Below are 21,565 nucleotides of genomic sequence, written 5' to 3'. Positions count from 1 at the left end.
ACCTGCCCCCGTCGTTCCCACGCCGCCTCAGTTCTCCGTACGCTCGGGGCCGTCGCCGGCCGTCGAGGAGGGCGCGGCTCCCGTGCTCTTGGCCGCGCCGCGCGCCGACTTGCCGGGCTGGGCCGACTTGCCCGACTGGGCAGCCTTGTTGGGCTGCGCCTCCTTGCGGGTACGGGCCGGCGCCTTGGCAGCGGCCTTCACCGGCGCCTTCGCGGGAGTCTTCGTCGGCACCGTGGCCGCGACCTTCGCCGCAGGCTTGGCTCCCGCTTTGGCTCCCGCTTTGGCCTCCGGCTTGGCGGGCGTTTTGGCGGCAGCCCCCGTATCCGCCTCGCCGGAAGCCCCACCTTCCGCGGACGCACCCGCCGGAACCGGCGCCCCAGGCGCCCCCGGTGCCCCGGGTGCCCCAGGTGCCCCGAACGGCAGCACCCGCACTGAACTCCGCTCCACCGGCTTCGCCGGTACCGGCACCTCACGCCCCTCGATGAGGACGAGAGCCGCCTGATACACCACCGACAGCGTGTACGGGGTCTGGTGGAGCATCCCCCACAGCTTCGAGGTCTCGTCGATGTCCATCACCGTCGGTGTGAACCGCACCCGCTGCGCCGCCTCGGCCAGGTCACTGTCCGCCAAGTAGGGCTTCTCCCCGGCCAGTTCGATGATGTCCTTCGGCAGGACGGGTATCTCGTGCAGCGTCCGGACCACGGAACCGATCAGCCGCTGCCCGACCAGTTCCGTCTCCTCGCCGTAGGCGCTGATCAGGAAGTGCAGGTCCAGTGCCGCGGCGGCCCGCTTGAGCAGGGTGCCGTCGGACGCGCGCGTCGGCAGGTCGTTGTTCCGCTGCGAGGTGTTGGGCGTGACCTGGTACAGGAACACGGTGATCGTGGGCTCGGCCGGCGGGTCCGCCGACGGCTTGCGCGGCTCGACCTTGACGGCCATGTCGATCTCGGGTTGAAGGTTGGCCTCGATCAGCAGGGCGAGGGCCTGGGTGACGTGGGCGATGGCAAGTGCGTTGCTCATGACGTCAGTTCCTCAGTCCCACTAGGTCCGTCCTCAGTCCCGCCATGGCCGCCCCTGATACTCCGGCGGCGGTGTTCGTCTCGCGTCGTACGCTGCTCACTCGCGCCCCCTCGCCAGGTACTCCGCCAGGGTCACCGTCGCCCCCTGCCGCGCAGGGGCAGCGCGGCCCCGGCTCCCGCCACCCGCCGTCGCCGGTCCCGCCGCCGTCACTTCGAGCCGCCCGATCTGCACCTGCACCACCTGCTCGCCCCCGCGCCCCGACCGTCGGCCCGCTGCCTGCCGTACGGCGTCCCGGGCCGCCGCCGTGTCCGCTGAACTGGGTCGCAGCGCGGCGGACATGGCGGCGGGGGAAGCAGTGGCCGCACCCGAGGGGAAGGGCGTGGACACCGCGCTCGGGGAGGAGGGCCGCTCCGGCTCGCCGCGTCCCGAGGTGCGTCGCGTGGTGTCGGGAACGGGCCGCGGCCCCGGCGCCACCGGCACCGCGGGCCTGAGCAGCGGCGCCTCGGTCAGGTCTCGCGCGGGCCGGGGCGCGGGCTCGTCCGACGGCGCCCGCTCGGCCCGTACGACGGTCCGCTCGCGCTCCGTGCGGAGCTGGACCTCGCGGACGGCCGGGCGTGCCAAGTCGCCGTCGGACGTGGGTGATTGGGCGGAGGTGGGCCACAGCGGCTCCACCGCGTCCGGCTCCTGGGTTCCGGCCCGTACCGCCTCGACCCGCTCGAAGGGCCCGGCGAGCCGCGGCCGTACCCGTGCCACGCCGGAGCGGGGCGCGGCGGCCGGGGCGTGCCGGGCGATGAGCCGGTCGAAGAAGTCGGGCGCCCGGGACTCCCCCACGTCCCCCTCTTTCACGGGGTGTCCTCCGACGGAGTCAGACATCCGCACACAGCTCCAGGTAGTAGCGGCGCCGCAGCGGGCTGAGCGCCAGGATCTCCGGCTCGCTCCAGCCGTAGGCGGTGGCGAGCAGGTGGACGTCGAGGAGCACGTCCCGTGCCCAGGCGTCCAGTTCGGTCCACAGGTAGGAGGCGATGTCGAGTTCGGCGCGGGTGGCCGCTCCGCACTCGGGGCAGTTGACGTTGAGCGTGACGTCGGCGCCCGGGTCGGCCTGCTGGGCCGCCTCGGCGAGCCGGCGCCGCACCGTCTCGGGCAACGCGTCGGCGGGGACGTCCGCCCCGTCGCGCACCGCCGAGACGACACAGCGGGCGAGCAGCGCCCGCCGGGGATCCGGGTGCCGGGCTGCCGCCGTCAGGTCGGCGACGCTCGGCACCCGGAGTTCGATCTCCCAGCCGTCCTCGGCAACGCGTACCGATGGCTCGGCGGGAGCGCCCGTCGACCGGGCCAACTCCCCCGCGTCGAGGTCGAATTCCATGTCCTCGCCGCAGGCCGTGCAGGCGAGGCGCACCTGCATCTGCTCGCCGAACAGGGCCCGGCGCAGCGCGAAGAGGTCCGACTCCCGCTCGCCCACCGGCAGCGCGGTCAGCGTCTCGCCGCCGGTGCCGGGGCGGGCGGCGCGGTGCAGCAACAGGGCGCGTCCGGACGGAGTCTGGGCAAGCCCCGCCTCCCAGGTGGTGAGAAGTTCAGCCGCCCGAGTGTTCGTCATGCCCGCCCCCGTTCCGTACCCGCCCCGCTGCCCCCGCGGCCCGTCTGCCGTTCAACTCTTCACCGTTCAGGCGGGGTTGAGGAACGAGGGCTCCTCCGGCTCGGGCACCTCGTAGTCCCGCTCCCAGCCCTCGCACTCCAGCTTCAGCGACTGGATGGCCACCGCGTTGGCGTTGGCGTCCAGTTCGCCGAGGACCTGGTACTCGCTCGGCCAGGTCCGGTAGAGCTTGTGCGAGACGGCGACCTGACCGGCCTCGTTGAGGACCTGGATGACGATGTCCTTGCGGAAGTCGGCGAGGGACACCTCGGAGCCGAGACCGGCCCCGACCTGCCAGACCTTGTTGGCCCAGCGGTCGAACTCGGGGTCGTGCGTGACCCCGCGCTCCAGGGTGATGCCCTCGAACTCCGAGCGCCCCGGCGACTTGCGCGGAGAGCTGGGGTCGCCGCCGTGCCGGTGCTTGACGACCTCGGTGGTCCGCTTCAGCGGACTGATCTTGCTGATGCCCGCGACCGTACGACCGTCCCACAGCACGAGGAACTTGAAGTTCTTGTACGGGTCGAAGCGCTGGGCGTTGACAGTGAACTCAGCCATCGGTTTCCTTCACGTTCTCCGTCGTCGATCTCAGAACTCGAACTCAGAACTCGAACTCAGAGCTCGAACTGCCCGGACGTCTGCTGGATCCTGACGATCACGAACTCGGCGGGCCTGACCGGCGCGATGCCGACCAGGACGTTCACGACGCCGTTCGCGATGTCCTCGTCCGTCGTGGTGTCGTGGTCGCACTTGACGAAGTACGCCTCGCGCGGCGTGCCGCCCTTGAAGGCGCCCTGACGGAACAGCGTGTGCAGGTACGAGGAGGCGCCGAGGCGGATCTGCTGCCACAGGTTCTCGTCGTTGGGCTCGAACACGACCCACTGCAGGCCGCGTTGGAGGCTCTCCTCCACGTGCAGCGCGAGCCGCCGCACGGGTACGTACTTCCACTCGCTGTCGAGCGCGTCGGAGCCCTCCAGGGTGCGCGCGCCCCAGACGAGCGGGCCCACCATCGGCATGGTGCGCAGGCAGTTGACGCCGAGCGGGTTGAGCAGTCCGGTCTCGCGGTCGGTGAGGTTGACCGTGAGCGAGTGCACGCCCGCGAGCCGTGCCTCGGTGCCGGCCGGCGCCTTCCACACCCCGCGCTCGGAGTCTGTGCGCGCGTAGACCCCGGCGACCGCGCCGGAGGGCGGGAAGGAGCGCAGCCGCCCGGTGAGCGGGTCGGTGAGCTGGAGGTGCGGGAAGTACAGGCCCGCGTGGTTGCCGCGTACGGCGTCGAAGGCCGCGAGTCCGGCGCGGGCGGTGTCCACGCTGACCCAGGTGCCCGGCGCGTCCACGAGAAGGAAGATCCGCCGCTCCTGGCAGAGCCGCTGGGCCGCCGATACGACCGTGATGGCGTCCTCGGTGGACTCGTACGCCGCGAGTTCGGGCAGGACGAGCAGGTTGACGTCCGCGACGCCGCGCAGCGCCTGGATGCCGGTCTTGTCGGCCTCGCTGCCGATGAGGTCGCGCGGTCCGGGCGCTTCGCCGTCCTCGCCGCCCTCCAGCGGGAAGACGGGCGGGTTGACGGAGGCTTCCAGCCCCAGGTTGTTGGCGCATTCGCCGACGAAGCGGACGACGTCCTCGGGGTCGGTGGAGCCCGCGACGACCTGGAGGCGCTTGCCGAAGACGGTGACCTCGGCGCCAGCGAAGGCGTGCTTGCCCGGCGCGTCGGGCAGGGCCCGGAGCTTGCGTTCGAGCAGCAGGGCCAACTCGGCCACGTTGGACGGGGCTTCGCCGTCGCAGTCGGGGTCGTACAGCGTGAACTCGCGCTCGACCTCGCCGATCTTGACGGTCAGGTCGACGGCGAGATCGGGCAGTTCGTGCCCGAACGGCTTGGAGACGGTGCCGGACGGGTCGGGGCGGCCCTCGCCCACGGCCTCGACGCGGATGAGCCGCGAGCCCGCGTTGATCACGGTCGGCGCGTACCGGCCGTGCGAGGCGTCCATGGACAGACCGGTGAAGCTCTCGCGGGCCTCGCCCTTGGCGTCGTACACCCGCAGGTTGAACGTCTCGTCCGGGCAGGGTGTGTCGTAGTCGACGGCGACGCGCAGGCCGTTGCCCCACACGCCCGGTTCCTTGGCGTGTACTTCGAGGACGGCGGACTCGCTGTGGCCCTCGGTGGACTCCAGGGTGACGCAGGCGGCCTTGCCGCTGCCCGCCTTGGCGACGCGGACGATCACGGCGACCGTGCCGCCGTTGCCGAAGAACTGGTGCACGGCGTAGCCGACGGCGCTCTGCGAGCTGAGGCCGCCGAAGCGGCGCTCGAACTCGGTGAAGCTCGTGACGCGCACCGGCTCGTTCAGCGGGCCGCGCCGGGTGTGCCCCACGAAGGCGGTCACCGAGGTGGTGACGGTCGAGATGGTCCGGGCGCTGCTGGGAAGCTCTTCGACGTAGACGCCGGGATACGTCGGCCTGGCAGTGTTCACCGCGCTCATCGGCATTCCCCCTCCTAATCCGTTCTCGGGCACCGGGTGAAGGGCACCAAGAGGCGGCAGAGGGAGACGTCTCAACTCACGGCGCGCGGAGGCCTCCGGACGCGCACGAGCGCACCGGACCGCGGCACCGCATCAGCTTCCCCCGTCAGTGCCCCGGTCGGACGGCCGTCCGGGGTCAAGCAGCTCACGCTTGTGACTCCTGATGCTCAAGTGCTCAATCCACCGTGCTGTGTCGGCAGTTGCGCATGCAAGGCATGTTCACGCCACCCGTGGAGGAGGTTCGATGAAGAGCACGGCGCACAGCTTGCACACGATGTACTCGTGTCGGGGCAGCTGATTCACGGATCCCCCACAGGCCGTGGTGCAGCAGAATGGAACACATGCCCCGACGCACGCCGCAATCCCGCAACCAGCGCCATTCCACTCCCGCGCACAACCCCTCGTGCCCTTGCGGTCTTGCGGAGACGTACGAAAGGTGCTGTGGCCGATTCCATGGGGGTGAGGGCACGGCCCCCACCGCCGAGGCACTGATGCGCTCGCGCTACTGCGCATTCGTGAAGCGCGACGAGGCATACCTGCTGCGGACCTGGCATCCGCGCACGCGGCCGGCCCGCGTCGAGTTCGACCCGGGCATGCGGTGGACCGGTCTGGAGATCCTCGGTACGGGCGAGGGGACAGCCTTCCACAGCACCGGGACCGTGACGTTCCGGGCGTCGTACGCCGGGGGCTCGCTGCACGAACGGAGTCGGTTCGAGCGGGTCGGCGGGGCGTGGGTGTACTTGACATCCTCCCCCTCTTAAAAGAGGGGGATTCCAACCCAGTTGGGTTGAGGTTCACGGGCACTCGAACGGCTGGTGGCCGTTGTCACCCCTCCGGCACCGGCTGAGCGCCGGGGGCGGAGAATCCCGCCCTGTCCTGCCGCGACGTTGACTGCTGCGTTGCTGTCCGCGTTGCAGGTGAAACCACAGAAGGAACAGACGAACTCGGCTTGGCTCTTGCGCGAGTTCTTGTCGATCCATCCGCAGGCACTGCACCGCAAGCTGGTGCAAGGGGCGGGCACGTCCTCGACCCGCCCGGGAGCCTTGTGCTCGGTGCGCTGCCGGAGCAGGCCCCAGCCCTGGGCGAGGATCGCCCGGTTCAGCCCGGCCTTCTGCCGCACCCGCTTGCCCGGCTCCTCCCTGGTGCCCTTCGCCGAGCGGGTCATGTTCTTGATGTTCAGCTTCTCGAACCGCACCAGGTCACAGGTGCGGGCGAGCATCGTCGAAGTCTTCTCGCACCAGTCCTTGCGCCGGCTGGCCTCGCGGGCTTTCAGTTTGGCTACCTTGGCGTACTCGGCCGTCTTCCGCTCGCTGCCCTTCGGGGCGCGGTCCGCCCGCCGCTGGTGCTTGCGGATCTGTGCCCGCTCCTTGACCGTGAGCTGCGGGCAGTTCAGCTTCCGCCCGTCCGACAGAGCGGCGGTGATCGTCACGCCACGGTCGATACCGATGACCTCGCCGGTGCCCGGTGCACCGATCGGCTCGGGGATGACGGCGAATGCGGCATGCCACTGACCGTTGCGGAAGGTGACCCGGAAGGTCTTCGCCCCAGGCAGGCCGGGGCGGGTGAGGCGGAAGCGGACCCAGCCGCAGCCGGGCACCTTGACCTGCGCCCACCGGCGGTTGAGTCTCTGCACCACCACCAACCGGCCCATGACCTGCTTGCCGGTCTTCGGGTTGACCTTCGCGGTGCCGTCGTCGTTGGACTCGGCAACCCGGTCGGTGCCGATGACGCGGAAGCCCTCGTGCCGGAACTTCCTCCGCCAGGTCGGCTCGCCGAAGCCGCAGTTGAACCGGGCGTTCTTGGCCTTGGCGAAGTCCTTCAGCGCCTGCTGCTGCACATCAGCGTTTCCCCCGCGCAGCCACTCGTTCTCCCGCCGGGCCTCGGTGAGCTGGCGGCACTGCTCAGCGAACCCCGGCGCGGACTTCCGGCCGGGCTGCCAGTGCGCGTGCTGCTCAACCGCCAGGTTCCACACGTACCGGGCATGCGCGCAGTGCTGGAGCATCTGCTCCGCCTGCTGCGGCGTCGGGTACATGCGGAACCTTGCCATGGGACCATTCTAGATCAAGAATGGTCCCATGAAGCATGTGAACCTCAGACTCCCCGACGATCTGCACGAACAGGCACGAGCCGCCGCCGACGCCGACGACCGCTCCCTCAACTCCTGGCTGGTCGCTGTCGTGCGACGCGCCGTCACCCTGGGCAAGACGCCGAATCGCCCTGAAGGCGATTCGGCTACCCCTGCCCCGCTACGCGGGAGCGGGCATTCACCCCAGCCCTGAAGGACCGGGCACCCTGCCCGAAACAAGGTGGACGGCGACATCGGCGAGTAGCCCCCCTGAGGGGGGCGGGGCTGTGCACGTACGCGGCTCCGCCGCGCGGGCGCGACCAGCAACAACAGACCAGCGGGCGAACAACTCCGTTACATCGCCCAGGAGTTCAGGGGGTGTTCACAGCTGATGGCTCAGGGCTCCGGGCTCAGAACGTCCAGCTCCTGGAGCGCGCCCACCACGATCTCCCGGGTCAGCTCTTCCGCGCGGACCGCGTCGCCCGCGCGGATGGCCTCCGCGACCTGGACGTGCAGGGTGACGGCGGCCGGGTCGGGGTCCTCGAACATGACCTGGTGATGAGTGCGGCCCGCGAGGACCTCGGCGACCACGTCGCCGAGGCGGGCGAACATCTCGTTGCCGGACGCGTTCAGCACGATCCGGTGGAAGGCCACGTCGTGGACGAGATACCCCTCCAGCTTGTGGCCGCGCGAGTTGGCCACCATGCCGAGGGCGCACTCGGTGAGCTCGGCGCACTGCTCGGCCGTCGCGTGCTTGGCGGCCAGGCCGGCGGCGACCGGTTCGACAGCACAGCGCAGCACGGTCAGGGAGCGCAGCTGGCGCGGCCGGTCGACGCCCGCCAGACGCCACCGGATGACCTGGGGATCGTAGACATTCCACTCGTACGCGGGACGTACGGTCACACCCACCCGGCGGCGGGACTCGACCAGGTGCATCGACTCCAGGACCCGGACGGCCTCGCGCATCACGGAGCGTGACACTTCAAAACGCTGTGCCAGTTCGTCGGTCCGCAGCACGCTCCCCGGGGGGTACTCACCCGCGGTGATGGCGGGACCGAGGCTCTCCAGTACACGGCCGTGCAGCCCCCGGCCCGATGTGCTCATGAGGCTCAGCCTACGAGGCGGACAGCCGGAACAAAAAGTCAGACTTATGCGTCACAGACTCTTGAATTCATCAGACCTATGGGTTTCAGTGTCGTGACGGATGCGGCCGAAGAAGACAGCGAGGCAGTGATGAGCACCCCCCACGTCGTCGTGGTCATGGGAGTGGCGGGCACCGGCAAGACCACCATCGGTCCCCTGCTCGCCCAGCGGCTCGGCGTTCCGTACGCCGAGGGCGACGACTTCCACCCCGAGGCCAACATCGCCAAGATGACGGCCGGGACACCGCTGACCGACGAGGACCGCGGGCCCTGGCTCGACGCCATCGGCGCCTGGGCGCACGGGCGGGCCGGACTCGGCGGGGTGGTCAGCAGCTCCGCGCTGAAGCGCGCTTACCGGGACCGGCTCAGGGCGGCCGCTCCCGGGGTCGTCTTCGTCCACCTCACCGGTGACCGCGAACTCATCGAGGACCGGATGGCACACCGCCAGGGCCACTTCATGCCGACGGCACTCCTCGACTCCCAGTTCGCCACCCTCCAACCGCTCCAGGCGGACGAGACGGGTGTCGCCGTGGACGTCATCGGCAGCCCCGAGGAGATCACCGACCGGGCGATGACCGCGCTGAGCGACCTCGACCGGGAAGCCACCGCGGAACGGTAGTCCCGCCGACCGGTAGTCCCGCCGACCGGTAACCCCGCAGTCCGACAGGCACCACCCACAGCCCCCTTCGCAACCCCAGTCCCCCGCTCAACCCCCACAGACCTCCCCGCTCCCACCCAAGGAAAGCCACCGTGACCAGACTCAGCGTCGAGATGCTGGCAGCGGACCCCGTCGAGCCGATCACCTCGGCGGGCCATGCTCAGCTGGGCATCGCCGTACTGGCAGGCATCGCCGTCATCGTCCTGCTCATCACCAAGTTCAAGCTCCATGCCTTCCTCGCGCTGACCATCGGGTCGCTGGCGCTCGGCGCCTTCGCCGGGGCGCCGCTCGACAAGGCGATCACCAGCTTCTCGGCCGGTCTCGGTTCGACCGTGGCGGGCGTGGGCGTGCTGATCGCGCTCGGCGCGATACTCGGCAAGCTGCTCGCGGACTCGGGCGGGGCCGACCAGATCGTCGACACGATCCTCGCCAAGGCGGGCGGCCGGGCGATGCCGTGGGCGATGGTGCTGATCGCCTCGGTGATCGGGCTGCCGCTGTTCTTCGAGGTCGGGATCGTGCTGCTGATCCCGGTCGTCCTGATGGTGGCCAAGCGGGGCAACTACTCGCTGATGCGCATCGGCATCCCGGCGCTCGCCGGTCTGTCCGTGATGCACGGGCTGATCCCGCCGCACCCCGGCCCGCTGGTCGCGATCGACGCGGTCAAGGCGAACCTCGGTGTCACCCTCGCCCTCGGCATCCTGGTCGCCATCCCGACGGTGATCATCGCGGGCCCGCTCTTCTCCAAGTACGCGGCCCGCTGGGTGGACGTCCCGGCGCCGGAGAAAATGATTCCCCAACGCGCCTCCGAGGACCTGGAGAAGCGCCCCGGCTTCGGCGTCACCCTCGCCACCGTGCTGCTGCCGGTCGTGCTGATGCTGGCCAAGGCGCTGGTGGACATCGTCATCGACGACCCCGCGCACATGGTGCAGCGCGTCTTCGACGTGATCGGCTCGCCGCTGATCGCCCTGCTCGCGGCCGTGCTGGTCGCCATCTTCACCCTCGGCCGGGCGGCCGGTTTCACCAAGGACCGGATCTCCTCGACCGTCGAGAAGTCCCTCGCCCCGATCGCGGGCATCCTGCTGATCGTCGGCGCGGGCGGCGGCTTCAAGCAGACGCTGATCGACTCCGGTGTGGGCCAGATGATCCTGGACATATCCGAGGACTGGTCGATACCCGCGCTGCTGCTCGCCTGGCTGATAGCGGTGGCGATCCGGCTCGCGACCGGTTCCGCGACCGTCGCCACCATCTCGGCAGCCGGTCTCGTGGCCCCGCTCGCGGCCGACATGTCGACCACGCACGCCTCGCTGCTCGTGCTGGCCATCGGCGCCGGTTCACTGTTCTTCTCTCACGTGAACGACGCCGGGTTCTGGCTGGTCAAGGAGTACTTCGGCCTCAGCGTCGGCCAGACGATCAAGACCTGGTCGGTCATGGAGACCATCATTTCGGTGGTCGCCGGCGCTCTGGTCCTCCTCCTGTCCCTAGTGATCTAGCTCGTTCCCCGGGAGTAGTACGACGATGACTCACCCTCTCTTCGACATCAGCGGCCGGACGGCGCTGGTCACCGGTTCCAGCCGCGGCATCGGCCTCGCACTGGCCCGGGGCCTCGCGGAGGCCGGCTGCACCGTGGTCCTGAACGGCCGCGACACCGACCGGCTCACCAAGGCCGCCGCGGAACTGCCCGGCGAGGTCCACACGGCCGCCTTCGACGTCACGGACGGCCCGTCGGTGGCCGCCGGAATAGCCGACGTCGAGGCGCGGGTGGGCCCGCTGGACATCCTCGTCAACAACGCCGGGATGCAACTGCGGGCTCCGCTCCTGGAGTTCACGGACGCCGACTGGCACCGCATCCTCGACACCAACCTCACCAGCGCCTTCCTCGTCGGCCGGGAGGCCGCCCGGGGCATGACCGCGCGCGGCCACGGCAAGATCGTCAACATCTGCTCCCTGCAGAGCGAGGTGGTACGGCCCGGGATCGCGCCGTACGCCGCCACCAAGGGCGCGCTGAAGATGCTCACCAAGGGCATGTGCGCCGACTGGGGACCGCACGGGGTACAGGTCAACGGCCTCGGCCCCGGCTACATCGAGACCGAGCTGACCCAACCCCTCGTCGACGACGCGGAGTTCAGCGCCTGGGTCCGCCGACGGACCCCGGCCGGCCGCTGGGGCCGTACGGACGACCTGATCGGCGGGGTGCTGTTCCTCGCCTCTCCCGCCGCGGACTTCGTCAGCGGACAGATGCTGTACGTCGACGGCGGCATGACCAGCGTTCTCTAAGTTCTCTAAGTTCTCTAAGTCCTCTGAGTCCTCTGAGCTCTCTGAGTTCTCCGAAAGGGTGTGTACTGATGCTCGGTTGCGTGATCCACGGCCAGGACGACCTGCGCGTGGACGAACTCCCGGTCCCCTCCCCCGGCCCCGGCGAGGCCCTCGTCGCCGTCCGGTACGGCGGAGTGTGCGGGTCCGACCTGCACTACTGGCGGCACGGCGGCGTGGGCGACTTCCGCCTCCGCGAGCCGATGGTCCTCGGCCACGAGGTGGTCGGGACGGTACTTCAGTACGGTGACGCCACGTCAGGTCCCGTCCCCGGTACGGCCGTCGCCGTGCACCCCGCGACCCCCTGCGGGGTGTGCCCGGAGTGTTCCGACGGCCGCCGGAACGTGTGCCGTGACACCCGCTACCTCGGCAGCGCGGCCCGCTCGCCGCACGTCCAGGGCGGCTTCGCGGCTCAAGTGGTAGTCCCCGCCGAACAGTTGCGAACAATCCCCGCCGGACTTCCCCTCCGCCGGGCGGCGTTGGCCGAGCCCCTGTCGGTCGCACTGCACGCGGTACGACGAGCCGGCGACGTGACCGGCGAACACGTCCTCGTCACCGGTGCCGGACCCATCGGCTGCCTGATCGTCGCGGCGGCGAAGGCGGCGGGTGCCACACGGGTCACGGTCACGGACCTGCTCCCGCGCGCACTGGAGTACGCGGTGGCGGCGGGCGCGGACGACACCGTACGGGCGGACGACCCGTCCTCTCCCGCCTGGCCCTCCGAGGTGGACACGGCCATCGAGGCCTCGGGCGTCGCCGCGGGCCTCGACACCTGCCTCCGCCTCGTACGCCGTGGCGGCGTCGTGGTCCAACTCGGCATGCTGCCTCCGGGCCAGTCCCCCTTCGCCGGCAACCTCGTCGTCAGCCGCGAGATCGAACTCCGAGGAGCCTTCCGCTTCGACGAGGAGTTCGACGACGCACTCGCCCTCCTGGCCCGGGAGCCACGTTTCGACAACCTGGTCAGCGCGGTGATCCCCCTCACCGACGCGGAATCGGCCTTCACCCTGGCGGCAAACCGCGCGGAGTCCTGCAAGGTGCTGCTGGACTTCGGGGAGACCGAAAAGTACGCCTGACGGCTGCCAACTCACCCGGAGGGGGCGCCCCCTTCAGGGGCGCGTGGCTGTGACATTCTGCGGCTCCTCCCCACTCTCGGCTTCGCTCGAGCGGGGGCCCCCATCGGGGGCGCGACCAGCCACAGGCAACCCGCAGCCGACAAGCAACAGTCACCCTCCCTAACCGCCGGAGGCTACGGCCGCCACAGCGGATGCTCCCGCTCGGCCCACTCCCGACTGACCGCCCCCGTCCGGAGCCCCCGCCGAGCCTCCGGACGGGCCAGGGCCATCCCGATGTGCCCCGCAAGGACGATGCCAATCGTCAGGGCGAGCCAGTCATGCACAAAGGTCGCGCTCGTACGCCACACGAGCGGGGCAAGATGCGTGAACCACATCAGCAACCCCGTGCCCAGCATGACCAGAACCGCCCCGGCGATCCACGCCGCGTACACCTTCTGCCCGGCGTTGAACTTCCCGGACGGCCGGGACTCGGGCCGGGCGTCACGCCGCAGCGCCGACCGCAGCCACACCCGATCGTGCGCCCCGAAGCGATTGAGCAGCCGCAGGTCCTTCCGGAAGGCCCGCGAGACGAGCCCGGCCAGGACGGGCACCGGCAGCAACAGCCCCGACCACTCGTGCACCCGCACCACCAGCTCGCGCCGGCCGACGAGTTCGGCGAACTCGGGCAGGTAGAGACAGGCCGCGGTCGCCACGCACAGCCCCATCAGCACCGCCGTCGCCCGGTGCACCCACCGCTCGGCGGGCGAGAACCGCCGCACCCGCACCGCACTCGCGAAGCGGTCCCCGGTGTTCGCCGCCCGGTCGGGCGCGCCCGGGGCCTCGGTCTCAGGTCGCGTCATCGTCCCGTCCGTTCGATCGGCCGACCCACGCGTCCACGTCGTACCCCCGGTCCTCCCAGTAGCCGGGGCGGACGTCCGAGGTGAGGGTGATGCCGGAGAGCCACTTCGCGGACTTGTAGAAGTACATGGGAGCGACATAGAGACGGACCGGACCACCGTGGGAGTGGTTCAGATCCTTGTCCTGCATACGCAGAGCCACGAGGACATCGGCGCGGCGGGCCTGGGCCAGGGTCAGGCTCTCCGAGTACGCACCGTCGAAGCATGTGAACCGCACGGCCCCGGCAGAGGACCGCACCCCCGCCGCATCCAGCAGCTGGGACAGCCGTACCCCTTCGAAGGGCGTGTCGGGCACTCTCCACCCCGTGACGCACTGGACGTCGCGGACCATCCGGGTCTGCGGCAGCGCGCGCAGGTCGGCCAGCGTGTACGTGGCAGGGTGGTCGACCAGACCGTCGATCTTGAGGCGGTAGGTGTCGTCGTTCTTGCGCGGGACGGACGAGGCGACCGAGTAGTAGCGGAAGCCGCCGCCGTTGGGGAGGAGGCCGGTCAGGCCGGTCGGGTCCTTGTCCGCGGCGCCGCCGAGGAAGGACTCCAGGCCGCGCTGGAGGGTGGGGGCGGCGGCCACGCCCAGTGCTCCCAGTCCGAGCATCCCAAGCATGAGCCGCCGCCCCACAGGGGTGCCGCTCCCCTCCGGATCCGACGCGGTCGGTTGTTCCGTGTTCACTTATTGATTCGAACACCCCCGGCCCCCTTAGGCCAGAGGTCAAGGGTGCCCGTCAGACTTCCGTAACCACTTCTTACGGCTTACTCAGAATCGGAGCTCCCGCGGACAGGGGCCGCTCACGCGTCGGCGTCGGCCTCGGCCGCCTTCTCCAGCTGGAACGCCTCGTTGCCGAGCCCGATCCTGGCGTGCGCCTCGGGCTTGCGGGCGCGCAGGAAGAGGCCCTGGAGGACGCCCGTCACGGCGGCCAGCACGATGATGCCGGGCAGCACCCAGCTCAGCGAGGAGTCGGGGCCCGCGCCCACGAGGACGTCGAAGTCCTTGACGGTGTAGCCGGCGATGACGAGCAGCGAGACACCGGCGGCCACCGAGGCCGCGAGGCGCCAGGCCTGGGCCCCCGCGGCGCCCCGGCGGGTGAAGAACACGACGACGGAGAGCGAGGCCACGGCCATCAGCAGGGTGACGCCGAGGGCGCCGATGTTGCCCATCCAGGTGAACAGCTGCAGCACGGGCGCGGTCGGGTCGCCGGTCGGCTTGTCGTCGGCGACGGCGAACGCGGCGACGACCACCACGGCGATGACCGTCTGCAGCAGGGATCCCGTGCCCGGCGCGCCGCTGGCGCCCGTGGTCCGGCCGAAGACGGAGGGCAGCAGGCCCTCCCGGCCCATGGCGAAGGCGTACCGCGCCACGACGTTGTGGAAGCTGAGCAGCGCCGCGAACATGCCGGTCACGAACAGCACATGGAGCACGTCCGTGAACGTCCCGCCGAGCCGCTCCTCGGTGAGGAAGAACAGCAGCCCCGCGCTCTGCTTCTGTGCGGCGCCCACGATTCCCGCGGGCCCGGCGGCGACGGTCAGCGCCCAGGAGCTGATCGCGAAGAAGACGGCGACGAAGCCGATCGCGAGGAACATCACGCGCGGGACCAGGACGTGCGGGCGGCTGGTCTCCTCCGCGTACACCGGGGCCTGTTCGAAGCCGGTGAAGGCGGCGATGCAGAAGCACAGCGCGGTGCTGACGCCCGCGCCGGTGAGGGTGTCGGGGTTGAAGGCGTGCAGCGACAGGCCCTCCTTGGCGGGGTCGGCGACGGCCGCGATGTCGAAGATGACGACGAGCGCGACCTCGATGACCAGCAGCACACCGAGCACGCGCGCGTTCACGTCGATCTTCAGCCAGCCGAGCCCGCCGACGGCCAGCGCCGCCGCCAACGCCGGTATCCACCAGGCGACTTCGGTGTCGAGGTAGGTGGCGCACAGGCCGGACACCTCGAAGCCGAAGATGCCGTAGATGCCGATCTGCAGCGCGCTGTACGCGACGAGCGCGACCGCCGCGGCGCCCGAGCCCGCGGTGCCGCCGAGGCCTCGGGAGATGTACGCGTAGAAGGCGCCCGCGTTGTGGACGTGGCGGCTCATCTCGGCGTACCCGACGCTGAAGAGGACGAGCACGATGCCGAGGAGGACGAAGAGCAACGGCTGGCCGACGATGCCCATCACCGCGAATGTGGTGGGCATGACACCGGCGACCACCATGAGCGGGGCGGTGGCCGCAAGGACGGAGAGCAGCAGGCCCCCCGTACCGAGGCGGTCGGAGCGCAGGGCCCGGTCCTGGCCCTTGAAGGTGCTGATGCCGCTGTCGGCGGCGGTCTGTCTGCTCGTGCTCGTCGCACTCGAGGTATTCGAACGGCCCGTCGTCATGGCGGGGATGTCCTTTCGGATTGCCGGGGTGTCGTTCAGACCGCGCCGAGCACACTGTCGCGCGCGGCACGGAAGGCTTTGTGCGGGTCACGGTCGGGGTACGACCACGGCACCGGGGTGGCGTGCGGTCCGATGCGGTGGAAGAGCGCGGCCGCTTCGGCGCCCCGGCCCTCGCAGAACTTGGCGTGGGCAAGGAAGTTGAGGTCGATCTGGCTGCGCGGATGGTCGTCGCGCTCCCACTCCAGCCACCAGTCGAAGGCCGCCTTCATCACCTGGCGGGCCCGTCGGCCCACCCAGTGTCCGGAGGCCACGGGGTCGGCGGGCTCAGCGCCCGCGGCGGCCAGGACGCGATAGCGCTCGGCATGGGCGACGACGGGGAGGATGGCCAACGGCGAGTCGGCGGGGGCCTGTTCGGCCGACCAGGTCGCGAAGTCGTAGACCTCGTGCAGCGGGTCCTGCCCGGCCTCCGGCCGCCGCTCGGCGAGCCGCGCGACCATCAGATGGTGGGCGTGGTGATGGTCGGGGTACCGGTGACGCACCTCGTCGAAGAGCTGGACCACGTCCTGCTCGACGCCGAGCACGCGCTCCAGCATCAGCAGCCCGAGCCAGGGCGTGGGGTCGGCGGGCAGCAGCGCGGCGGCGGTACGGCAGGCCTCGCGCGCCCGGTCGGGCTTGTCCTTGCCGTTCAGGGCACGCTGCACGGAGGCAAGGGCGAGCAGCACGGAGGCATCGCCGGACTCGGGCTCGGCGACCAGCCAGTCACTGGCCCAGGCGAACGTACTCGTCTCCTGCGCGAGAGCGGTGACGCGATGCCCGCGGCGGTCCCAGTCGTCGCCGGTCGCGACGAGCAGGCCGCGTACGGCCGTCCACCGCCCCTGGGCCAACGCGGCACGGGCAGCGACGAGTTCGGCGTCGTCGAGCGCGGCGTCGAATGCCTGGGCCGCGCGCTTGCGGCCGCGACCCAGGGGTGGCGGGGGTGGGGACACCGCGGAACTTCCTCACACGACGCGGTTTTTCAGTGGGCATTTTGTGCAACCGGTTGACATTCACCGGTGATTGAAGTCCGTCAGGGCCTGATTACGGACAGAAAACCCCCAGCCAATGGTTCACGTCAAGCCCGGCCGTTGCTTTACACGCATCAACGACCCGTCGAGGGCTCTCGGGTGGGCCCGCCACCACCCGGACCGTCAGCTGACGGCCTTCGCCGCCGCCCGCCCCGCCGCACGCCCCGAGAACAGGCAGCCACCGAGGAACGTCCCTTCCAGGGACCGGTATCCATGTACTCCGCCGCCGCCGAACCCGGCCGCCTCCCCCGCCGCGTACACCCCGGACAGCGGGTCGCCGCCCTCGGTGAGCACCCGGGACGCGAGGTCGGTCTCCAGACCGCCGAGCGTCTTGCGGGTCAGGATGTTGAGCCGTACGGCGATGAGGGGCCCGGCCTTGGGGTCGAGGATGCGGTGCGGGGTGGCCGTACGGATCAGCTTGTCGCCGAGATAGGCGCGGGCCCCGCGGATCGCGGTGACCTGGAGGTCCTTGGTGAACGGGTTGGCGATCTCCCGATCCCGCGCGGTGATCTGCTGCCGCAGCGCCGCCTCGTCGATGAGCGGCTCCTTGGTGAGCGCGTTCATGCCCCGCACCAGCGCACCAAGATCCTTCTCCACTACAAAATCGACGCCCTTGTCCATGAACGCCTGCACCGGCCCCGGCACATCGGCCCGCGCCCGCTGGAACACACCCTTGACGGACTTGCCCGTCAGATCGGGGTTCTGCTCCGAACCCGAGAGCGCGAACTCCTTACCGATGATCTTCTGGTCGAGCACGAACCACGTGTAGTCGTACCCGGTCTTCATGATGTGCTCGAGCGTGCCGAGGGTGTCGAAGCCGGGGAAAAGCGGGACGGGCAGCCGGTTACCCCGGGCGTCCAGCCACAGCGACGACGGCCCGGGCAGGATGCGGATACCGTGCTTCTCCCAGATGGGGTTCCAGTTCTGGATGCCCTCGGTGTAGTGCCACATGCGGTCGCGATTGATGAGACGCGCGCCCGCGCCCTCGGTGATCGCGAGCATCTCGCCATCGACATGGGCAGGCACCCCGGAGATCATCCGCTCGGGCGGGCTGCCGAGCCGCTCGGGCCAGTTGGCACGCACGAGATCGTGATTGCCGCCGATGCCACCCGACGTGACGATCACGGCCTGAGCCCGGAACTCGAAGGCCCCGGTGACGGCACGGCCGCTGGCCTGGCCCCGCTGGATGTCCGAGGGCTCCAGTACCTCACCGCTCACGGTGTCGATGTCACCCGCGCTCCGCGACAGCCCGGTGACCCGATGCCGGAACTTGAGCTGGACGAGGCCACGGGCAACCCCCGCCCGCACCCGCCGCTCAAAAGGTGCGACAAGCCCAGGCCCCGTACCCCACGTGATGTGGAACCGGGGCACGGAGTTCCCATGCCCACTGGCGTCATAACCGCCACGCTCGGCCCAGCCCACCACGGGGAACCAACGCACCCCCTGCTTGTGCAGCCAGGACCGCTTCTCCCCGGCCGCGAAGTCGACGTACGCCTCGGCCCACTTCCGGGGCCAGTGGTCCTCCGGACGGTCGAAGCCCGCGGTGCCCATCCAGTCCTGGAGGGCCAGCGCGTGACTGTCCTTGATTCGCATCCGGCGCTGCTCGGGCGAGTCCACGAAGAAGAGCCCGCCGAACGACCAGTGCGCCTGGCCGCCGATCGACTGCTCCGGCTCCTGGTCGAGAAGGATCACCTTGCGCCCTGCGTCGACGAGCTCCGCGGTCGCCGCGAGCCCTGCGAGGCCCGCCCCGATCACGATCACATCTGCGTCGTACGCCATGAGCAGGTCCTCCTCGGCCTTGTTACTGGTCAGTCAGATCCTTGGGCACCGGAGTGACCCAGTCAACTGCCGGGTTTTGGGTACTGGGCTACAGTCGTTCGATACCCGCACCCCGCCCCGTCACCGTCCGAGACCCCCGAGGTACGCAGCGTGTCGGTCCTGGTTCTCCTTCTCGCCGTAGGCGCGGCCTGTTGCCTCGGCTTCGGCTTCGTGCTCCAGCAGAACGCCGCGTCGCACGCTCCGCTGGGCGACTTCCTCTCCCCGCGCCTGCTCCTCGACCTGGTGCGGGTGCCGCGCTGGCTGGGCGGCATCGGGCTGATGGTGGCCGGCATGGTGCTCGGCGCGATCGCTCTCGCGAACGGCGAGGTCTCCCTCGTCGAACCGCTGCTCGCGACGAACCTGGTGTTTGCACTCGTACTCTCCCGCCGCCAGACCCGGCAGCCGCTCGGACGGCAGGGCTGGGCCGGGCTTCTGCTGCTCGCGGGCGGCGTGACGGCGTTCATCGTGGCCGGCCAGCCGCAGGGCGGCGACGCCCGCACCGACCCGTTCCGCCAGTGGCTGATCATCGGCGTCGCCCTCGGCCTCGCCCTCCTCCTCACCACGTACGCGAAGCGGTCCCGGCTGAGCGCCGGCCCCGTACTGCTGGGCGTGGCGGCGGGTCTCCTCTACGGCGTGCAGGACGCGCTCACCCGCGTGAGCGGCCAGCGGTTCTCCGACGGCGGCTGGATCGCGCTGGCCACGGGTTGGCAGGTTTACGGGGTCGTGGCGCTCGGGATCACGGGGCTCGTACTGGTCCAGAGCGCGTTCGAGACGGCGCCGCTGCGGATGTCGCTGCCCGCGCTGACCGCGGCGCAGCCGCTGGCCGGGATAGCTTGCGGGGTGGGGTTCCTCGGAGACCGGTTGCGCACCGACGCGGGGGCTCTGACCTGGGAGGCTCTGGGCCTTGCCGGGATCGTGGTGGGGGTGGTGCTGCTCGGCATGCATCCCGCGATGCCGAGTGGGGCAACGCCCAAGGAGCGGATGCGGGTCCGGGTATGAGCGCTGCCGACGAGATCCTCGATGTCGTCGACGAGCGGGACGTGGTGGTAGGCCAGGCCAGGCGCGGGGACGTGTACGCGCGGGGGCTGCGGCATCGGTGCACGTTCATCCAGGTCAGGGATGCGCGGGGGCACCTGTTCGTCCACCGGCGCACGTCGACCAAGCTGGTGTTTCCCTCGATGTACGACATGTTCGTGGGCGGGGTCGTCGGGGCGGGCGAGTCGTACGACCACGGGGCACTGCGGGAGGCCGAGGAGGAGCTGGGGGTTTCCGGGCTTCCCCGCCCGACCTTTCTCTTCAAGTTCCTGTACGAAGACGGGGCCGGGAAGAGCTGGTGGTCGGCCGTGTACGAGGTGCTCTGCGAGCTGCCGGTGGACCCTCAGGTGGAGGAGGTCGCCTGGCACGGGTTCCTGCCGGAGGCGGAGGTGGGGCGGCGGTTGGCGGAGTGGGAGTGGGTACCGGACGGCTTGGCGGCGTATTCGCGGCTGCGGGCTTTGCGGGAACGGGGTTGAGTTTCGTCTGCGGGTTTGTTGCGGCTGGTCGCGCAGTTCCCCGCGCCCCTTGGGGGGTGGGGGTTGAGTTTCGTCTGCGGGTTCGTCGTGGCTGGTCGCGCAGTTCCTCGCGCCCCTGAGGGGGTGGGGACCGGCTGTCGTCTGCGAGCCGCGGTCGTGCGCCTGGCCGTCATCGTGGGGGCGGGGCCGCGGCGGGGTATCCGTCCTCGGTCTGGCGCGACCGCGTCAGTTTCCAAGGGCACCCGGTGCGGACGCGCCATCCGCTGCGGGCGGACACCCCGCCACGTCCCCTCCGCCCGTACGGCGACCGACGGCAGTCCCCCACCAGGCTGCAGACGGCACACCACCCGGCGGCCGTCCCCCACCGGGGCCGCGGAATCACACCACCCGGGGCGGCCGCCCACCGGGCCGCAGCCGCCAACGCACCCGGCGGCGGTCCTCCACCGTGCCGCAGCCGCCAACGCACCCGGTGGTGGGGCCGTGCCGACGGTCGCCCACCGGGCCGCAGTCGCCAACGTACCCGGGGGCGGGGCCGTGCCGGTATGTCAACGTTCGCGACGTAGGGCTCCCGCTGGAGACGTTCACCATGGCACTCAGGGCAGTACGCCCAGTGGTCGCGAACGTGACATACCGGCGCGGCCCCGCCCCCACCCACCGGCCACAGGCGACGCACCAGCAATGAGTAAGGTCCTCGCGTGAGCGAATTCGTGCGGAACATCCGGTTGTGGTTCGCTCCTGAGCGGATCAAGGAGGACGGCAGCACGCCGGACTACCGCTTCTCGTTGGCGAACGAGCGGACGTTCCTCGCGTGGCTCCGGACCTCGCTCGCACTGATCGGCGGCGGCTTCGCCGTGGATCAGTTTCTGCCGGATCTGCGATGGGCCTGGCGAGTCGGGCTGGCGCTCGGACTGCTCGGCGCGGGCGTGCTGTGCGCGCTGCGGGCCGTGAACCACTGGGTGCGATGCGAGCGGGCGATGCGGCGCGGCGAGGACCTGCCCGTGTCGCGGTTTCCGGCACTGCTGAGCATCGGCGTCGCCTTCGTGGCCGTCGCGATGATGGTGGTCGTGCTGTTTGGGTGGGAGGGATGACCTCGGGCCCCCAGGGCACAGGAGCCGACCGGGACCCCGGCCTGCAGCCGGAACGTACGCGGCTGGCGTGGCGGCGTACGACCCTGGCCGGGACCGTGGCCGCCGTGCTGGCCGTGAAGTCGGCACTGCACGGCGGAACGAGCGCCGCGGGCATCACGGTGGCCGCGCTGTGCTGCGCGCTGTGGCTGGGGCTCCTCACCGTGGCGCATCAGCGGATTCGCGCGCTGGCCGAGGACGGAGAGCCCGCGCTGCTCACGACGAGGCACGCGAGCGTCGCCGTCCTGTGCACGGTCGCGCTGGCGGGGTGCGCGGTGGCCCTCGTCCTCTGAGGTGTCCTGGCCGGGTGCCGGCTCGACCCTCTGGGGTACCCACACACAGAAGGTGCCAGTTTGGGCGGATATGTTGGCTTTCATGTGGCTAGCCTGACC

Annotated in this window: 22 protein-coding genes; 10 read left to right on the top strand and 12 right to left on the bottom strand. The window is 70.6% G+C overall.

Features of this window, described 5'->3' with window-relative positions; all coding sequences use genetic code 11:
- Nucleotides 1–27: 27 nt before the first annotated feature.
- The 5 genes from OHA11_RS38225 to OHA11_RS38205 form a co-directional block, all read right to left on the bottom strand.
- The gene (locus OHA11_RS38225) at nucleotides 28–1,017 is read right to left on the bottom strand and encodes a DUF4255 domain-containing protein (RefSeq protein WP_266504228.1); all 990 of its coding nucleotides are present in this window, start codon (nucleotides 1,015–1,017) and stop codon (nucleotides 28–30) included.
- A 96-nt stretch (nucleotides 1,018–1,113) separates the two neighbouring features.
- Nucleotides 1,114–1,863 carry a hypothetical protein gene (locus OHA11_RS38220; RefSeq protein ID WP_266504227.1) on the bottom strand — a complete coding sequence of 250 codons (750 nt, stop codon included), beginning with the start codon at nucleotides 1,861–1,863 and terminating at the stop codon, nucleotides 1,114–1,116.
- A 19-nt stretch (nucleotides 1,864–1,882) separates the two neighbouring features.
- Nucleotides 1,883–2,611 carry a hypothetical protein gene (locus OHA11_RS38215; protein WP_266504225.1) on the bottom strand — a complete coding sequence of 243 codons (729 nt, stop codon included), beginning with the start codon at nucleotides 2,609–2,611 and terminating at the stop codon, nucleotides 1,883–1,885.
- Nucleotides 2,612–2,677: 66 nt separating this feature from the next.
- The gene (locus tag OHA11_RS38210) at nucleotides 2,678–3,202 is read right to left on the bottom strand and encodes a phage tail protein (protein ID WP_055614510.1); all 525 of its coding nucleotides are present in this window, start codon (nucleotides 3,200–3,202) and stop codon (nucleotides 2,678–2,680) included.
- A 56-nt stretch (nucleotides 3,203–3,258) separates the two neighbouring features.
- On the bottom strand, nucleotides 3,259–5,124 hold the full coding sequence (locus tag OHA11_RS38205; protein ID WP_266504221.1) for a phage tail sheath C-terminal domain-containing protein: 1,866 nt from the start codon (nucleotides 5,122–5,124) through the stop codon (nucleotides 3,259–3,261).
- Nucleotides 5,125–5,498: 374 nt separating this feature from the next.
- On the opposite strand from OHA11_RS38205, the gene OHA11_RS38200 reads away from it, so the two are divergent.
- Nucleotides 5,499–5,918 (top strand): YchJ family protein, encoded by a 420-nt coding sequence (locus OHA11_RS38200; protein WP_266504218.1) that lies wholly within the window; start codon nucleotides 5,499–5,501, stop codon nucleotides 5,916–5,918.
- Here the strand turns inward: OHA11_RS38200 and OHA11_RS38195 are convergent.
- Nucleotides 5,915–7,204 (bottom strand): transposase, encoded by a 1,290-nt coding sequence (locus OHA11_RS38195; protein ID WP_266504217.1) that lies wholly within the window; start codon nucleotides 7,202–7,204, stop codon nucleotides 5,915–5,917. The genes OHA11_RS38200 and OHA11_RS38195 overlap by 4 nt on opposite strands.
- 28 nt (nucleotides 7,205–7,232) lie before the next feature.
- Between OHA11_RS38195 and OHA11_RS38190 the strand changes: the two genes are divergently transcribed.
- The gene (locus OHA11_RS38190; RefSeq protein ID WP_266504215.1) at nucleotides 7,233–7,436 is read left to right on the top strand and encodes an Arc family DNA-binding protein; all 204 of its coding nucleotides are present in this window, start codon (nucleotides 7,233–7,235) and stop codon (nucleotides 7,434–7,436) included.
- Nucleotides 7,437–7,618: 182 nt separating this feature from the next.
- Here the strand turns inward: OHA11_RS38190 and OHA11_RS38185 are convergent, their stop codons facing one another.
- The gene (locus tag OHA11_RS38185) at nucleotides 7,619–8,326 is read right to left on the bottom strand and encodes a FadR/GntR family transcriptional regulator (protein WP_266504213.1); all 708 of its coding nucleotides are present in this window, start codon (nucleotides 8,324–8,326) and stop codon (nucleotides 7,619–7,621) included.
- Nucleotides 8,327–8,455: 129 nt separating this feature from the next.
- Between OHA11_RS38185 and OHA11_RS38180 the strand changes: the two genes are divergently transcribed.
- The 4 genes from OHA11_RS38180 to OHA11_RS38165 all read left to right on the top strand — a co-directional run bounded on the left by OHA11_RS38180 (nucleotide 8,456) and on the right by OHA11_RS38165 (nucleotide 12,405).
- Complete coding sequence (locus tag OHA11_RS38180) at nucleotides 8,456–8,983, top strand: gluconokinase (RefSeq protein ID WP_266504210.1); 528 nt, start codon at nucleotides 8,456–8,458, stop codon at nucleotides 8,981–8,983.
- Nucleotides 8,984–9,114: 131 nt separating this feature from the next.
- On the top strand, nucleotides 9,115–10,512 hold the full coding sequence (locus OHA11_RS38175) for a gluconate:H+ symporter (protein ID WP_266504207.1): 1,398 nt from the start codon (nucleotides 9,115–9,117) through the stop codon (nucleotides 10,510–10,512).
- Between the two features lie 25 nt (nucleotides 10,513–10,537).
- Nucleotides 10,538–11,296, top strand: coding sequence for an SDR family oxidoreductase (locus tag OHA11_RS38170; RefSeq protein ID WP_266504204.1), 759 nt, complete (start codon nucleotides 10,538–10,540; stop codon nucleotides 11,294–11,296).
- A gap of 68 nt (nucleotides 11,297–11,364) precedes the next feature.
- A complete protein-coding gene (locus OHA11_RS38165) occupies nucleotides 11,365–12,405 on the top strand; it encodes an L-idonate 5-dehydrogenase (RefSeq protein WP_266504202.1) in 1,041 nt (346 codons plus the stop codon).
- Nucleotides 12,406–12,578: 173 nt separating this feature from the next.
- Here OHA11_RS38165 and OHA11_RS38160 read toward each other — a convergent pair whose 3' ends face one another.
- The 5 genes from OHA11_RS38160 to OHA11_RS38140 form a co-directional block, all read right to left on the bottom strand.
- A complete protein-coding gene (locus OHA11_RS38160; RefSeq protein ID WP_266504199.1) occupies nucleotides 12,579–13,244 on the bottom strand; it encodes a cytochrome b/b6 domain-containing protein in 666 nt (221 codons plus the stop codon).
- The gene (locus tag OHA11_RS38155) at nucleotides 13,231–13,968 is read right to left on the bottom strand and encodes a molybdopterin-dependent oxidoreductase (RefSeq protein WP_323186728.1); all 738 of its coding nucleotides are present in this window, start codon (nucleotides 13,966–13,968) and stop codon (nucleotides 13,231–13,233) included. Before OHA11_RS38155 ends, OHA11_RS38160 begins: the two co-directional genes overlap by 14 nt.
- Before the next feature lie 116 nt (nucleotides 13,969–14,084).
- Nucleotides 14,085–15,656, bottom strand: coding sequence for an APC family permease (locus tag OHA11_RS38150; protein WP_266504197.1), 1,572 nt, complete (start codon nucleotides 15,654–15,656; stop codon nucleotides 14,085–14,087).
- Between the two features lie 35 nt (nucleotides 15,657–15,691).
- The gene (locus tag OHA11_RS38145; RefSeq protein ID WP_266504195.1) at nucleotides 15,692–16,642 is read right to left on the bottom strand and encodes a hypothetical protein; all 951 of its coding nucleotides are present in this window, start codon (nucleotides 16,640–16,642) and stop codon (nucleotides 15,692–15,694) included.
- Nucleotides 16,643–16,843: 201 nt separating this feature from the next.
- Entirely contained in the window at nucleotides 16,844–18,499 is a 1,656-nt protein-coding gene (locus tag OHA11_RS38140) for an FAD-binding dehydrogenase (RefSeq protein ID WP_266504193.1), read from the bottom strand.
- Between the two features lie 150 nt (nucleotides 18,500–18,649).
- On the opposite strand from OHA11_RS38140, the gene OHA11_RS38135 reads away from it, so the two are divergent.
- From OHA11_RS38135 to OHA11_RS38120, 4 genes are all read left to right on the top strand, one after another.
- Nucleotides 18,650–19,537, top strand: a complete 888-nt coding sequence (locus OHA11_RS38135; protein ID WP_266504191.1) for a DMT family transporter — start codon at nucleotides 18,650–18,652, stop codon at nucleotides 19,535–19,537.
- Nucleotides 19,534–20,049: an NUDIX hydrolase gene (locus tag OHA11_RS38130; RefSeq protein ID WP_266504190.1), complete on the top strand. Its 516-nt coding sequence runs from the start codon at nucleotides 19,534–19,536 to the stop codon at nucleotides 20,047–20,049. Before OHA11_RS38135 ends, OHA11_RS38130 begins: the two co-directional genes overlap by 4 nt.
- Nucleotides 20,050–20,744: 695 nt before the next feature.
- Complete coding sequence (locus tag OHA11_RS38125) at nucleotides 20,745–21,137, top strand: YidH family protein (RefSeq protein ID WP_266504188.1); 393 nt, start codon at nucleotides 20,745–20,747, stop codon at nucleotides 21,135–21,137.
- Nucleotides 21,134–21,466 carry a DUF202 domain-containing protein gene (locus OHA11_RS38120; protein WP_266504181.1) on the top strand — a complete coding sequence of 111 codons (333 nt, stop codon included), beginning with the start codon at nucleotides 21,134–21,136 and terminating at the stop codon, nucleotides 21,464–21,466. The genes OHA11_RS38125 and OHA11_RS38120 overlap by 4 nt, the downstream gene beginning before the upstream one ends.
- Nucleotides 21,467–21,565 lie beyond the last annotated feature (99 nt).

Source organism: Streptomyces sp. NBC_00878, assembly GCF_026341515.1.
Classification (GTDB): domain Bacteria; phylum Actinomycetota; class Actinomycetes; order Streptomycetales; family Streptomycetaceae; genus Streptomyces.
This window is presented reverse-complemented; position numbering and strand designations above follow the sequence as displayed.

Excerpts from the sequence above, each read along its gene's own strand:
- OHA11_RS38170 (WP_266504204.1), top strand. The coding sequence starts at position 10,538 with ATGACTCACCCTCTCTTCGACATCAGCGGCCGGACGGCGCTGGTCACC.
- OHA11_RS38165 (WP_266504202.1), top strand. The coding sequence starts at position 11,365 with ATGCTCGGTTGCGTGATCCACGGCCAGGACGACCTGCGCGTGGACGAA.
- OHA11_RS38225 (WP_266504228.1), bottom strand. The coding sequence starts at position 1,017 with ATGAGCAACGCACTTGCCATCGCCCACGTCACCCAGGCCCTCGCCCTG.
- OHA11_RS38160 (WP_266504199.1), bottom strand. The coding sequence starts at position 13,244 with ATGACGCGACCTGAGACCGAGGCCCCGGGCGCGCCCGACCGGGCGGCG.
- OHA11_RS38215 (WP_266504225.1), bottom strand. The coding sequence starts at position 2,611 with ATGACGAACACTCGGGCGGCTGAACTTCTCACCACCTGGGAGGCGGGG.
- OHA11_RS38205 (WP_266504221.1), bottom strand. The coding sequence starts at position 5,124 with ATGCCGATGAGCGCGGTGAACACTGCCAGGCCGACGTATCCCGGCGTC.
- OHA11_RS38130 (WP_266504190.1), top strand. The coding sequence starts at position 19,534 with ATGAGCGCTGCCGACGAGATCCTCGATGTCGTCGACGAGCGGGACGTG.
- OHA11_RS38185 (WP_266504213.1), bottom strand. The coding sequence starts at position 8,326 with ATGAGCACATCGGGCCGGGGGCTGCACGGCCGTGTACTGGAGAGCCTC.
- OHA11_RS38200 (WP_266504218.1), top strand. The coding sequence starts at position 5,499 with ATGCCCCGACGCACGCCGCAATCCCGCAACCAGCGCCATTCCACTCCC.
- OHA11_RS38195 (WP_266504217.1), bottom strand. The coding sequence starts at position 7,204 with ATGGCAAGGTTCCGCATGTACCCGACGCCGCAGCAGGCGGAGCAGATG.
- OHA11_RS38150 (WP_266504197.1), bottom strand. The coding sequence starts at position 15,656 with ATGACGACGGGCCGTTCGAATACCTCGAGTGCGACGAGCACGAGCAGA.
- OHA11_RS38120 (WP_266504181.1), top strand. The coding sequence starts at position 21,134 with ATGACCTCGGGCCCCCAGGGCACAGGAGCCGACCGGGACCCCGGCCTG.
- OHA11_RS38180 (WP_266504210.1), top strand. The coding sequence starts at position 8,456 with ATGAGCACCCCCCACGTCGTCGTGGTCATGGGAGTGGCGGGCACCGGC.
- OHA11_RS38140 (WP_266504193.1), bottom strand. The coding sequence starts at position 18,499 with ATGGCGTACGACGCAGATGTGATCGTGATCGGGGCGGGCCTCGCAGGG.
- OHA11_RS38210 (WP_055614510.1), bottom strand. The coding sequence starts at position 3,202 with ATGGCTGAGTTCACTGTCAACGCCCAGCGCTTCGACCCGTACAAGAAC.
- OHA11_RS38190 (WP_266504215.1), top strand. The coding sequence starts at position 7,233 with ATGAAGCATGTGAACCTCAGACTCCCCGACGATCTGCACGAACAGGCA.